Here is a 12,769-nt window from a genome sequence, read left to right as displayed (position 1 = left end):
CCTTGTATATGCGCAGGCTCATGGTTCTATCGCTGTTGCTGCTGACCTTGAGCGCCTGCGCGCTGTTCCCCAACCGCGACCCGGTCAACATCAACGTGGTGGGCATCGAGCCGCTGCAGAGCCAGGAGCTGGAAGTGCGCTTCGCGGTAAAACTGCGGGTACAAAACCCCAATGAAACCGCGATCGACTACAACGGCGTGGCCCTGGACTTGGAAGTCAACGGTCGGCCGCTGGCGTCGGGAGTGACTGATCAGAGCGGCTCCATCCCGCGTTTTTCCGAGACGGTGCTGATCGTGCCGGTGAGCGTTTCGGCGTTCTCGGTGTTGCGCCAGACCCTGGGCCTGAGCCAGACCCAGAGCTTGAACAACCTGCCCTACGTGCTGCGCGGCAAACTGGCGGGCGGTCTGTTTGGCACGATGCGCTTTGTCGACCGTGGCACGCTGGACTTGCCGAACACGGCGACCTGGTGAGCACCATGCAACCGACATTGTTAACTGAAAGACTGATCCTGCGCCCGCTGACCCTGGACGACGCTGACGCAATCCAGCAGCAGTTTCCCCACTGGGAGGTGGTGCGTTACCTCAACGCGCTGGTGCCCTGGCCCTATCCGGCGGACGGCGCCCGAACTTATCTGGAACACACCGCCCTGCCCGCCATGGCGCGTGGCGAGGAATGGCATTGGTCGATCCGTCTGAAAACCGCGCCCGACCTGTTGATCGGCAATGTCAGCCTGATGGATGAGGTGGATAACAACCGAGGCTTCTGGCTCGCGCCGGCATGGCAGGGCCAAGGCTTGATGACCGAGGCCAGCGCGGCGGTGACCGACTATTGGTTCGGCGTGCTTGAACGCCCCTTGATGCGCGTGCCCAAGGCCGCGCCGAACCTGGGGTCACGGCGGATTTCCGAACGTACGGGCATGCGTTTGATCAAGACGGATGAAGGTGAGTTTGTCGAAGGCACGTTCCCCCGGGATATCTGGGAAATGACCCGTGAAGAGTGGCTGCAATCTCAATCGTCCAGACGCTGAAGAACCAATGTGGAAAGCGGGCTTTCTGTGGTGAGCGGGGCATGAATATCTACACAATTTTTAAAAGCTGATAATTCACCCTGTGGTGAGCGGGCAAGCCCGCTCACCACAACAGCCCATTCGCCATAGTTTTTTTTCGCTCACCGGAAGTTGTGTAGATACCCATGCTCATCGGGGCAAGCCCCCTCCCACATCAGTGATAAATCGCACACCCGGCTTTTCGCGCTCATCCACCGTCAGCTCAAACACATCCGGCCGGGCGTAATGCCCTACCACGTCATAGTCATACCTCGCGCGGATCAGATCGTCGGTATCGATCCGCGCCGTCAACAACCCCGCTTCACCGACCAAAGGCCCGGCAAGGATGTCGCCCATGGGCCCGACAATCACGCTGCCGCCGGCAATCAACGGGCGGTCTGAAGGCCAATTGGCGATCTCCAACCCCAATGCCTCGGGCGAGGCCTGCACCTGGCAGGCACTCACCACGAAGCAACGCCCTTCATGGGCCACATGGCGCATGCTCACCTGCCACATCTCGCGCTCGTCCACGGTAGGCGCGCACCACACTTCGACGCCTTTGGCATACATCGCGGTGCGCAGCAGCGGCATCATGTTTTCCCAGCACACGGCGCCGCCGATGCGCCCCACCGCGGTATCGATCACTGGCAAGGTGGAGCCGTCACCCTTGCCCCAGATCAGCCGCTCGGTGCCGGTCGGCATCAACTTGCGGTGCTTGGCCACCAGGCCGCCCACAGGTTCGACATACAGCATCGTGCAGTACAAGGTGCTGCCACTGCGTTCGATCACACCGAGTACCAGGCTGGCGCCGGTGCGCGCCGACAGCCCGGCCAGCGCCTCGGTCTCGGCGCCCGGCACGTCGATGGCGTTGGCGAAATAACGGGCAAAGGCTTCGCGACCTTCCGGCAAGCGATAACCCAACTGCGTGCCGAAGCCTTCACCCTTGGGGTAGCCGCCCAGCAGCGCTTCGGGCATGACCACCAGTTGCGCACCGCTGCGTTTGATTGCGTCCTCGTAACTCAGGATCTGTTCGAGGGTTTCGGCCTTGCCGCCCGGCAATGCGCCGATTTGCAGGGCCGCCACAGTAGAAACAGGCATTACAGTCACTCCGAATAAGGGGGGTTGCCCATTCTCCCGTCAGTCGCGATCATGAATAAAGCCCACCTCAGTGCTGAATGATATAAACCAAATGAATATCGCCAACGTCGACCTGAACCTGCTGAAAACCTTCGAAGCCCTGCACGATGAGTCCAGCGCCAGCCGCGCAGCGTTGCGCCTGGGCGTCACGCAATCGGCCATCAGCGCGGGCCTGCGGCGTCTGCGCGAGGTGTATGGCGACCCCTTGTTCGTGCGTACCGGCCGTGGCCTGGCACCGACGTTGCGAGCCAATCAATTGAAACCCGTGATCAGCGAGGCGCTGGACCGTTGCCGCCAGAGCCTGGCCATGGTCGACCCAACCACCCCGCATTACCAGGGGCGTTCGGTGGTGCTGGGGTTGTCCGATGATTTCGAGATTGCCTATGGCCGCCGCTTGATGGAGGAAATTGCGCAACGCCTGCCGAAACTGCGCGTGATCTTCCGCCAGACCCACAGCCAGATCGTCGCCGGCGCCCTGCTGGACCGCACGCTGGACCTGGCGATTACCGCCGGCGGTTTCGCCCAGGGGCGCTTGAGCCGACAAGTGCTTGGCGAAGGTGATTACCGCTGCCTGGCGGACCCCGCCAGCCTGGCGCCGGATCAACACACCATCACCCTGGAGGCGTTTGTCGCCCGCGAACACGTGCTGGTGTCGTCAGGCGGGTTTATCGGGATCACCGACGAGGGCTTGGCGGCGCAAGGGCTGAGCCGTCAGGTGTGTGCGTCAACCAGCCACTTTGCCGCGCTGCCGTTTTTGCTCAAGGGCAGCCAGGCGGTGGCGACCATTCCCGGGCATGCGGCGCAGGCCATCGCCGGGATGACCGGCCTGCGGGTGTTGCCCTGTCCGCTGGCGCTGCCGCGCTACCCGGTGGAGTTGGGCTGGCGCACCCAGACTCAGCTTGACCCGATGTTGCTGAAAGTACGCGAGGCCATTGTGGCCGGGTTTACTTCGTCGCCGCCATCAGCTTGTTGACTTCACTGCGCACCATGTTGGAAAACTCCGGCGGCGACATGCCGTCGAGTTCCGCGCGGACCCACTCGGCCCATTTGCCCTTGCGCTTGGCACGCTCGCCGAACAACCGCGCGGCTTCGCCCTTGGCCTTGCCCAGGTTGGTCTGCCACAGGTCGTAGAGGCGGGACTTTTCATCTTCCAGCTCGGCGCGTTCGGCGAGGGTCTTGTTGGCGAGATTGAAGCTCATGTTGAATTACCTGCTGCACAAATAGGTGTCATCTTACACTGTAGGTCGAAAATTCCTGATTCGGATTTCGCCCACGAAAGCGCTTCGGCAAAAAAACTGCAACTTTTGCCACCGCCCGATACTCCATTGTTCACTGTCACATTCACCTGCAAGGAATCACACAATGGCCCGCAAAACCGCTGCCCAAGCCACCGTCGACCAAATCAAGGATCAAGCCTTCAGCGAACTCGCCGCGCTGATTGAAGAATCGGACAAACTGCTTAAAAGCAGCGCCAACCTCGTCGGCGAAGAAGGTGAAACCCTGCGTCAGCAAGTGGCGCTGAAGCTCAAGCAGGCCATGGACTCGGTGACCAGCGTGCGCGAACGCACCCAGCCGGTGGTTGACGCCACCGAAACCTACATCGGTGGCCACCCATGGCAAACCGTGGCGATTTCGGCGGGCTTCGGCTTGGTGGTGGGCCTGTTGCTGGGTCGCCGTAACTGACCCCCTTGCCGCTGTTGTCGTAGTCGTCGTAGGGAGTTGACGACTACGCCATTAAAACTTCAACCCGCCCAATCGTGTAACTGCGCCAACGCCTCAGCCTCAATCGCAATCCCCTTCTCCAGCGACGTCGCCCGTGTGCGATGGCGTCGATCCCCTGGTAACCGCCGCAACCCCGCCGCGTGCATCTGCCGCACCAGCTCCTGGCTGCGCTCGGCAAAGCTTTGCCCGGCCGTTTTACTCGGGTCGATCACGATCAACAACTGCCCGGTCCAGGGTGTACGCGCACCCGGATGGTCGGCCCAGTTGAACTCGAAAGAAAAATTGCCGCCGGTCAACGCCGCCGCGAGCAATTCGACCATCATCGATAACGCCGAGCCCTTGTGCCCACCGAATGGCAATAAAGCTCCACCTTCCAGCACGGCTTTCGGGTCCTGGGTGGGCTGGCCAAGGCTGTCCACGCCCATCCCCGGCGGCAAGCGCTCGCCCTGGCGCGCCGCGATCTGCACGTCCCCGTGGGCAATGGCGCTGGTGGCCAGGTCGAACACAATCGGCGCGCCATCGGCACGCGGCGCGGCGAAGGCAATCGGGTTGGTGCCGAACAATGGCCGATCCGCGCCGTGGGGCACCACGCAGGTCATGCTGTTGACCACGCTCAGTGCCACCAGGCCTTCTTCGGCAAAGGGTTCGACATCCGGCCACAGCGCGGCGAAGTGATGGGAGTTATGAATCGCCAACAAGGCGATGCCGGCGCTGCGGGCCTTGTCCACCAACAGCCCACGGGCCGCCGCCAGGGCCGGCTGGGCGAAACCGTTGGCGGCGTCCACCCGCACAAAGCCGGATGCTACATCCGTGACCACCGGCACAGCCTTGCCGTCGACCCAGCCGCTGGCCAGCGTGCTGAGGTAACCGGGCATGCGAAAGACACCGTGGCTATGGGCGCCGTCGCGTTCGGCACTGGCGCAGTTGTGCGCGAGGATAGCCGCCACGTCCGGCGAGGTGCCGTGCTTTACAAACACCGTGTGGAGCAATGCCACCAGCTCATTGAAACCAATGAGTGCGCGAGTACTGTCAACTATCGGGGACTGGGCAGACATCTGTAGCTCCGATTTTATAATTGGAAGAGGCAACAACAATCCAGACCTTCGATTAAACAACGCCGTACAGGCCTGCTGTCAACGGGCGCTTGAAGCCCACCGCAATTATGTACCGCTCCACATTCCACACCGGCACCTACCGTGAGGCTTCACAACCGCCGCATTGATGGAGCGTGCACCATGGCGAAAGTCTCCCCGCCGTATTTTTTCGATGAATTTCTGCGCCCGATCAAACGCAAAGAGCCGACGCCACGGGAGCGTGCGCTGGGGTTCGCGCTCAAGGATCTGGACTGGCTGCACACGCTGTATTACGCCACCGATGCCGCACGCCAGAACCGCACACTGCACGGGTATTGCATGCGGGTCGAACGGCTGCTGATCAACCGCCCCGGCAAGCCCGTCATGCCACTGGCCGGCACCTTTATCATGAGCCCGACCCCCGATGCTGAAAAAGCCGTGCTCTACACCCCCTATGGCGGCCTGGAGCTGTTCGACAGCCGCACCGACCTGCTCAGTGAAATTGAGGCCCGCTTGCGGGACCCGGACCAGCGCCGCCAATTACTGCACTTTCTGTCCATCATAGAGCGTGACGGACTGCCGGCGGATGAGCACCTGGGCCTCAGCACATCGGTCATCGAGGGTGCAGTGATGCTGGACCAGGAGCGCGCTATCCAGGCCGGACAATACAAAAATGTAACGATGATGCTCCAGGAACTGCGCAAACTTCCCACCCTGGATGGCATGCTCCACATCTTGCTCGACATCATGGCCCGCTCCTACTTTCCGGGCCTAAAACAGGCCGACACCCGTGTTAACTTTTTCAGCCGTACGCCCACTGATGACGGGTCTCGCTGGGTCGCCTCGCTGCCGCTCAACGAGACGCTGCTGCAGTTTTACGTCAAGCATGCCTGGCCGACGGACCGGACCCACACCTTCGATAATATCGGCTACGACCCCAGCACCTTGACCCCGCAGCAACGGGCTGAGGACCAGCGACGCTGGGACAGCGTGGTGGAACAAACCAGCGCGATCCTCTCCCGGTTATTGAACAGCCTGCTGCAGACCTACTGGAACGAAGACATCAATGGGGGTGAGTCACGCGCGCAACTGTTCGCCAGGGTCATGAGCGACAAGTTCCGCGCCGACCTGTTGTTCAAGCACCAGGACGAAATCGTCTCCAGCGACGAAAGCCGGATATTGCGCGCCACGTTGCTGCCCAACACGACCTTGCGTGAGACGCCGGATCGTCAGTTGAAGCTGGAAAAGGTGCGGGTACATTCGCCCTTTCAACATTACGTCGATCTTGCCGGCACACTGATGATGAGCAATTCCCACACCTATCTCTATACCCAATCGCGCGGGTTGCAGGTACTGAAGGACCTCAAGGACCTCAACGCCACCCTGTTGAGCATGCTCAAAGCCGCGGGTCATGAAGATGAGTTGCTCAATTTTCTGTCCATGGACGAACGCAGCGTGTTTATCGGCATGGACCACATACAAGTCCATGGCCAGCCGGTCGCAGACGATGTGTTCCTGGAAATGGTCGAGGACGTCGTCACCAAGCAGTTCGACAACCTGGACTCCGCGCTGGGGCTGTTTCGCCGCAGTGCGGGCAGCATTGATCTGGCGGCACTGCTCGACAGTGCCCTGGACGTGCGCATGATGCTGGACAGTCGTTTGTTGGAGCAACCAAGCGGCGGGCGCTGGACGGTGCATCCCATCACCAGCGGCAATGGGCGCCCCAGCAGCGTGCAGGCGGAAAAAGCCAAGCTGCACCTACGGCGATTGGAAGCGATCGAAGCCGCGCTGGCCATGGAGCGCAGCCAACATCCCACCTTGCGCGAGCTGGTGGCCCATGCGCTGAACATCGAGCTGGCCAAGAGAAATCTCAACCTGAAAGCCGACGACATCCATATCAATACCTATGCCGGCCGAGCGCGAGAACAAGAAGGCCGTCTACCCCAAAAGTCTTCAAGTATGGTCGAGCACTTTATCGCGCGCCTGGCGCGGCAAAGCGAAGCACTGAAAGACTCTCTACGCACCGGGTTCTACGGCAAACGCGACGCGGGCCTCGCTCACATGCTGCACAGCCTTTCAACCGCGACGTTCAATGCGATCATCGAGCAGGTCATGCAATCCTTTGTTCAAAGCGACCTGCGCACGCTGCCTCACCTGCTGCTGGAAAACAACCAAACGCACCTGAGCCATGGCCTGTTGCAAGGACTGATCGGCGAAGTCCGATTGCGACAATTGTCCAGAAGCTTGCCGGGGCCAACGCTGGCGTTGCTGGACGCCTCTCTGGACGCCGACGGCCTGAGCCGGCTGACCCGGCATGGCCTGAACGGTTTTATACCGGATGCCTTCGGCTTGACGTTGAACCTTGGCCTCGACGCCATCCCCCAAGCCCTGGCCAACTGTTTTGTGCTGACCGAACGCGGCGGCATCGACCCCCATCATTCAGGCACGGCGCTGCTATGGACGCCGCGTTGCGGCTATGAAACCTTTGCGTCAGTCAAGGTCCTGCTCGACACCCTGGAACGACGTTTGCAAAATCCGCTGGAACGCCTGCCCCTGCTGGAGAACGTGCCGGTCTCGCGGCGTCTTCCCCATCAGTCATACTCACTGGGTCCGCTGCAACGTATCGACGACGATCTGCTGAAAAACCGCCAACAGACCTACAGCTACTTCACACGTGACGAGATCGACCACGTGCTTTCCATGGGATTGAGCGCACAGCGTTTTCAAGACTGCATGGACCGCCTGATCCGCCGCGCGCCCCCGTCCAACCTGCCCAGGGCGATCGCAATCGCGCGCGCCATGATCCTCCAGCAGGCACTGCCGGTTTGGCTGGGCATGGCAACGCCTCGGGAGCAGATCCTGCAGGCCGAGCTGATCGAGCAGTACCGCGTCAGCGCACCGGATGAACGTGACTACCTTCACGGCATCACATCCATTCGCGAGAGCGCTCAAAGCGCCCTCACGAGCTTGCTCAAAGCGCGTTTTCCTGAGCAGGACATTACGCCGGACAACGTACTGATCCCTGGAAATATCGATTTAGCGGGCAATATCCAGACGCTGACGGATTTCGCCCTGCGGCACTTGCCTGAGCTGAACGGTGACGCGATCCGGCCACGCTCACGCACCGCTACGCCCTTGCCGGCCACACTGGACGGGAATGCCGTTATGCAACTGGTTCGACAGCTGGACCTGAAAAAGCGCTTTCAGCAGCAGTTGACAACACATCTCAAAAGCCAGACCACAGCCACGCGGGAGCGCCGTGAGCGATTCTGTCGACAACTGCCCTGGCAAGTCATGCAATACGCCCATCAACACATGCTTGATGAGCGGCTGTCGGCATCCGCGTGGGGGCTTATCCAGCAAGTCTTCGACATGCCCGATGCCCTGGCGCGCGCCGCCGTACGTGGGGTCACAGCCTTCATTCGCCCGCTTGAGCTGATCGCAACCGAGGGGGCCGCCAAAGTCAAGGCGTTGGGCTGTTACCTGATCGGGCCAACGTCCGGCGCTCCTGGCCCCCTGGTGTTGTATGCGCCCTACAGCCCCGCGCATTCATTGAAGGAATATTCGAACGAAGTCGCTCTTCTCAATGAATTCATCACGCCCGGCGCGCTGCAGGACTGGGTATTGGAACAGTTGCAAACCGAGCATCAGGCCACTTACCGCAATTTGCTGAATCAGCGCTTTGGCAAAGGGCCTTCTGATATACGTCTGGGTGTGTCACCCATCACCGGCAACCTACTGACTCGCCTGTTCGAAGACAACGCCGAAATGCTCCTCAAGATGCTCGCCAGCCAGTTCTCCCGCTGGGGCAAGTCAGCCTGGGACGCGGTCACCAGCCTGTTGACTCAGGGCATTCCCAAAGGCTTGCAATTCATGGCCGGAAAACTGGCCTACCCGCTGGTGGTATGGCGCAGCTATAAACTGTTCAAGGCCTCCGCCGAGAACCTGCAGGAACACCACTGGCAACAAGCGCTGAAGATGTTCGCACTGGGTGTCGCCGAGATGGCCACTCTGCGCGGGGCGCTGGAGGATCTGCTGCCCCAAACCGAGCCGCCCGCCGAGCCGGTGATCCAGGAGCCATGGCTGCAACCGTCGCAGCCGGCGGCCACCACGCTGGGCACGCTGGATGTGACGGACCCCGAACGTACTCGACTGCAAGTCTTTGAAAGTCACGATGTCGCCCTGGACGACCTTGAGAAGACCACGCAGCCGCACATGTACCGAGACAGGCTCAATACCCGCAACTATGTGCCGTTGGCGGGCAAGGTGTACCCGATAAAAAAAACCGGTGATGGCTGGCGCCTGAACAAAGGTGAGCTGCGTGGCCCATACGTGCGGCAAAACGCCCAGGGCGAATGGACGCTCGACCTGGACCGGCATAACCCACGCTATGGCAAGACATTGAGCCGCTACGCGGGCAGGCGTCACACACGCTCGGTCGTACGGTCACTGATCAATATCGAGGCGGTGGGCATGCGGGAGATTGCTGCGCTCTCCAGCTGGAAGGCGCAATGCATCGATGAAGCACTCAACGTGGCGACGTATTACACGGTCACCTGCAAACGCAACCTTGTCCACTTCGCCGCACTGCGCGATGCCAACAGTCGGCTTGGGCGTTTTTTCAGCGAGCTCTTTGGCATCGTCACACTCACGGCCGACCAGGTGCAAAGGATCGAGCGGCGGGTCGACGAGGTGCTCGATGAGTTGATCAACCCCACCCTGGTCGGCCCCGACTCAAAACGTTTTGTCAGTGGCACCGATCGCTACAGGTCGCAGGACAGTTTCGCTTTCGTGCTACCCACCGATGAGGAGCACAAGATCTATTTGCTGGGCCGCTTCTTCGACCCGCCTATGGACATATACCAGAACCGCCTGACCGCCCCGTTCAACCTCTCGGCCCACGCGCGAGCGACCGTGTTGATTCATGAGATCACCCACATCCGGTCCTCGACCGAAGACCTGGCTTACCTGGACAGCATGCGGCCGTTCGCGGACCTGATCAACGTCGACATTCCCGGGGCCGCGTTGATGAAGACTGATCTGGAAGACGTACGTGAAACCGCGCTGTCACTGGCAACGCCGGTGACGATGCTGTTCAAGGTATGGGACGCGGTTTCCCAATTGTGGGAGGATTTTGGCGACAGCCCTTCAACACAATTGCAAATGAAGAAAGTCTTGAGTACCACCGGTGCCACCTCGCTTGACGACGCTCGCTCGATCTTCATGAGCAACGCCGACAAACGCATCGACACCATTCTGGCCAACGCCGACTCGGTGACCTACCTGATCAGTGAGCTGGGCCGCACGCTGGATGCGGGAGCGTGAGCAGCCTTCAGGTCCTGGTAAACGAGAATAAGTTCCGATTGATGTGCAATCGCCATGACGGCTGTTCTCGCCGTCCGCCTGTGGGAGTTAGAATGTGGGAAATCAGGATGCGTCAATGACCGAAAAGTCCGTCTCAGAAACCGAATACGACACCATCACAGACGCCGCCGCGCAGTGGTGCATGCGCCTGCACGCCAGTGATTGCACGACGCAGGAACGCAAGGCTTTTGAACAGTGGCACGATGCCCATCCGCTGCATGCCTTCGAATACGCTGCGATGCTGGAAATCTGGGACGTTGCAGATTATCTGCCACGCAGCGACCCGCCCCGCGTTGCGGTGCCGTTCAAACCGCATAGCCGGGGGCGAATGTATGTCATGGTCGCAGCCGTGGGCCTGCTCGCCTTGCCCGTGGCGGCCTTCACCGGCTGGGAAGCCGGTTGGCTGCCCAGTTCCTGCGAACAGTTCGAAGCCCCCCATGGCTTGCGCCTGGTGAGGCTGGGCGATGGCAGCCAGGTCGAACTCAATCTGGGCACCCGGTTGGTCTACAGCCACTACAAGGACCAGCGCCGGGTCACACTGAAAACAGGCGAGGCGTTTTTCAAGGTCAGCCATGACAGTGCCCATCCGTTCATCGTGCGGGCGGGTGAAGGCCAGGTGCGCGTGACCGGCACCCAGTTCAACGTTTGGACGTACGAGGACCAGGTCCGGGTGATGCTGCTCGAAGGCTCGGCACAGATTTCCAGCGACCCCGTGCACGGCAGCGTGCCGCTGACGCCTGGCATGCAGGCCAGCTATCAACCGGGAGAAGCCACGCCGAGCGTGAAGGCGATCAACCCCGACGACGGCGCGCTGGCCTGGCGCCAGGGCAAGCTGGTGCTCGACAACCTGACCCTGGCCGATGCCCTGCCGCTGATCAACCGCTACCTCGCCAAACCGGTGATGCTGGCTGACGCCAGCACCGGCGCGATTCGCATCGGCGGGATCTACAACCTCAACGAGGTCAACAACCTCGTCCCCTCCCTGCCCAAGGTACTGCCGGTCTACCTGACCCAGAACCAGGACGGCAACCCCGTACTCAATTCCATCCCGCGTAAAACCCCCAAGGGCTGACGTCGCCAGGCGTGCCCGTGCTTGCTCGCGCCTGTTGTGTCCATTTTTGAAACACTGCCCTGCCCTGAACCGCTTGTACGGCGCGGATTCATGGTTTTGTCACATACAGTGTTAAGCCATTGATACAACCCGATGAATCGCTTGCGGCGTGGCCGAACCTGCGTACTTGATTCAGGACTGTCTCATCCTTGAAACAGCAGTGACGGCACTTTGCCCTACAATTACTTCAACCAATTGAATAATAACGATAAATAAAAAGCGGCACGGCTCCTGCTCTATCCCTTTCAGCGCTGTTTAGGGTCAGCGCGGAGCATAAGGAACACCGCCGTGATCACATTCACTCAAGGCTTGATGAAGGGACTGCTGGCCAGCTGTGTACTCAGCCTTGGCATCAGTGCGCCGAGCTTTGCCGGTGACGGTGTGATCGTGACCGGGCGCAATGTGCAAGCGCACATGATCGGCCGCCCCGCCTACGGTAAAGACCCCTACCCCACCACGGCCAACGCCAATCCCAGCCAGGACGTCATGGCGGCCACCGGCGAACTCAGTGACCGCGATTTCGGCAACGTCAGCAGCGGTTCGAGCATCGTGCGCGTCATTCAGACCAACGACACCATGACCGGCCTGCATGCCACTCAAGGCAGCCTGTCGACCCTGGGGGCCGGCTCGGCCGGCGGTCATGGCAGTGGCAGCGGCATGGGCGGGCAGATCAGCGACTCGATCCAGCGCGGCATGGCGCCGCTCAATAACATCGGCAGCATGATGGGGGGCAAGCCATGAATCGTGCCCTGCTCGTCCTCGCCTTGCTGACCAGCGCCCCGGTCATGGCCGACGACACCGCCGTGATCAGCCACAGCGGTAAACAGTACGACGGCGTCCTGTCGATCAACCAGGCGGCCGGCACGCAGAACCAGACATCCAACAGCCGCGCCATCGCCATCGGTGGTCAAGCCACCAACGTGAATATTCAGCGTATGGACGGCAGCGTCGACCCGTCCCTGAACGCCAAGGCGGCGATCCAGGGCACCTCATTTACCAGCGGCAACGGCGTACTGGGCATCAACCAGTCCGCCGGGGCCAATAACCAATCCATCAACGCCGTGCGGATCAGTATCAACCCTGGACCGCAAAGCATCGATGACAGCGTCCTGTTGCAACAGAACACGACGCAATTGACCGACTCAGGGCTCACCCCCACCACTGGCAGCCGCCTTGTCGTGACCAGCGACCAGGCCTTCACAGGCAGCCGAGGAGTGATTCAGGTGAACCAGAGTGCCGGGGTGGGGAACCGAGTGGCTAACACCCTGGGCATCACTATCAAGTAAACGCTTGGTAGTACTCGCTGGACCGTACCAA

Annotated in this window: 11 protein-coding genes; 8 read left to right on the top strand and 3 right to left on the bottom strand. The window is 60.9% G+C overall.

The annotated features are described in order from the left end of the window. The first annotated feature begins 8 nt into the window (after positions 1–8). Positions 9–470 (top strand): LEA type 2 family protein, encoded by a 462-nt coding sequence (locus tag PSH66_RS14120; RefSeq protein WP_078732972.1) that lies wholly within the window; start codon positions 9–11, stop codon positions 468–470. 5 nt (positions 471–475) lie between these two features. After that, positions 476–1,027, top strand: a complete 552-nt coding sequence (locus tag PSH66_RS14115) for a GNAT family N-acetyltransferase (protein WP_141063883.1) — start codon at positions 476–478, stop codon at positions 1,025–1,027. A gap of 168 nt (positions 1,028–1,195) precedes the next feature. Here PSH66_RS14115 and PSH66_RS14110 read toward each other — a convergent pair whose 3' ends face one another. Further along, the gene (locus tag PSH66_RS14110; protein WP_305429417.1) at positions 1,196–2,143 is read right to left on the bottom strand and encodes a carbon-nitrogen hydrolase family protein; all 948 of its coding nucleotides are present in this window, start codon (positions 2,141–2,143) and stop codon (positions 1,196–1,198) included. Between the two features lie 91 nt (positions 2,144–2,234). On the opposite strand from PSH66_RS14110, the gene PSH66_RS14105 reads away from it, so the two are divergent. Continuing rightward, on the top strand, positions 2,235–3,155 hold the full coding sequence (locus tag PSH66_RS14105; RefSeq protein WP_141065042.1) for a LysR family transcriptional regulator: 921 nt from the start codon (positions 2,235–2,237) through the stop codon (positions 3,153–3,155). Here the strand turns inward: PSH66_RS14105 and PSH66_RS14100 are convergent. Then, a complete protein-coding gene (locus PSH66_RS14100) occupies positions 3,127–3,381 on the bottom strand; it encodes a hypothetical protein (protein ID WP_003173636.1) in 255 nt (84 codons plus the stop codon). The two genes, PSH66_RS14105 and PSH66_RS14100, sit on opposite strands and share 29 nt — an antisense overlap. A 163-nt stretch (positions 3,382–3,544) precedes the next feature. On the opposite strand from PSH66_RS14100, the gene PSH66_RS14095 reads away from it, so the two are divergent. After that, positions 3,545–3,865, top strand: coding sequence for a YqjD family protein (locus tag PSH66_RS14095; RefSeq protein ID WP_305429416.1), 321 nt, complete (start codon positions 3,545–3,547; stop codon positions 3,863–3,865). A gap of 59 nt (positions 3,866–3,924) precedes the next feature. On the opposite strand, the gene PSH66_RS14090 is transcribed toward PSH66_RS14095, so the two are convergent. Continuing rightward, on the bottom strand, positions 3,925–4,959 hold the full coding sequence (locus PSH66_RS14090) for an Ldh family oxidoreductase (protein ID WP_305429414.1): 1,035 nt from the start codon (positions 4,957–4,959) through the stop codon (positions 3,925–3,927). Between the two features lie 180 nt (positions 4,960–5,139). Here PSH66_RS14090 and PSH66_RS14085 point away from each other — a divergent pair, with 180 nt between their 5' ends. From PSH66_RS14085 to PSH66_RS14070, 4 genes are all read left to right on the top strand, one after another. Continuing rightward, on the top strand, positions 5,140–10,302 hold the full coding sequence (locus tag PSH66_RS14085; protein WP_305429413.1) for a dermonecrotic toxin domain-containing protein: 5,163 nt from the start codon (positions 5,140–5,142) through the stop codon (positions 10,300–10,302). 115 nt (positions 10,303–10,417) lie between these two features. Continuing rightward, the gene (locus PSH66_RS14080; RefSeq protein ID WP_305429412.1) at positions 10,418–11,413 is read left to right on the top strand and encodes a FecR family protein; all 996 of its coding nucleotides are present in this window, start codon (positions 10,418–10,420) and stop codon (positions 11,411–11,413) included. Between the two features lie 351 nt (positions 11,414–11,764). Further along, entirely contained in the window at positions 11,765–12,193 is a 429-nt protein-coding gene (locus PSH66_RS14075) for a hypothetical protein (protein ID WP_042945716.1), read from the top strand. Continuing rightward, positions 12,190–12,738, top strand: coding sequence for a hypothetical protein (locus tag PSH66_RS14070; RefSeq protein ID WP_003173629.1), 549 nt, complete (start codon positions 12,190–12,192; stop codon positions 12,736–12,738). Before PSH66_RS14075 ends, PSH66_RS14070 begins: the two co-directional genes overlap by 4 nt. Positions 12,739–12,769 lie beyond the last annotated feature (31 nt).

This window comes from Pseudomonas sp. FP597 (assembly GCF_030687435.1).
Classification (GTDB): domain Bacteria; phylum Pseudomonadota; class Gammaproteobacteria; order Pseudomonadales; family Pseudomonadaceae; genus Aquipseudomonas; species Aquipseudomonas lactucae.
This window is presented reverse-complemented; position numbering and strand designations above follow the sequence as displayed.

What these genes read in the sequence shown, in the direction of transcription:
- PSH66_RS14110 (WP_305429417.1), bottom strand. Translation starts at nt 2,143, where the DNA reads ATGCCTGTTTCTACTGTGGCGGCCCTGCAAATCGGCGCATTGCCGGGC.
- PSH66_RS14115 (WP_141063883.1), top strand. Translation starts at nt 476, where the DNA reads ATGCAACCGACATTGTTAACTGAAAGACTGATCCTGCGCCCGCTGACC.
- PSH66_RS14095 (WP_305429416.1), top strand. Translation starts at nt 3,545, where the DNA reads ATGGCCCGCAAAACCGCTGCCCAAGCCACCGTCGACCAAATCAAGGAT.
- PSH66_RS14100 (WP_003173636.1), bottom strand. Translation starts at nt 3,381, where the DNA reads ATGAGCTTCAATCTCGCCAACAAGACCCTCGCCGAACGCGCCGAGCTG.
- PSH66_RS14105 (WP_141065042.1), top strand. Translation starts at nt 2,235, where the DNA reads ATGAATATCGCCAACGTCGACCTGAACCTGCTGAAAACCTTCGAAGCC.
- PSH66_RS14080 (WP_305429412.1), top strand. Translation starts at nt 10,418, where the DNA reads ATGACCGAAAAGTCCGTCTCAGAAACCGAATACGACACCATCACAGAC.
- PSH66_RS14070 (WP_003173629.1), top strand. Translation starts at nt 12,190, where the DNA reads ATGAATCGTGCCCTGCTCGTCCTCGCCTTGCTGACCAGCGCCCCGGTC.
- PSH66_RS14075 (WP_042945716.1), top strand. Translation starts at nt 11,765, where the DNA reads ATGAAGGGACTGCTGGCCAGCTGTGTACTCAGCCTTGGCATCAGTGCG.
- PSH66_RS14085 (WP_305429413.1), top strand. Translation starts at nt 5,140, where the DNA reads ATGGCGAAAGTCTCCCCGCCGTATTTTTTCGATGAATTTCTGCGCCCG.
- PSH66_RS14090 (WP_305429414.1), bottom strand. Translation starts at nt 4,959, where the DNA reads ATGTCTGCCCAGTCCCCGATAGTTGACAGTACTCGCGCACTCATTGGT.
- PSH66_RS14120 (WP_078732972.1), top strand. Translation starts at nt 9, where the DNA reads ATGCGCAGGCTCATGGTTCTATCGCTGTTGCTGCTGACCTTGAGCGCC.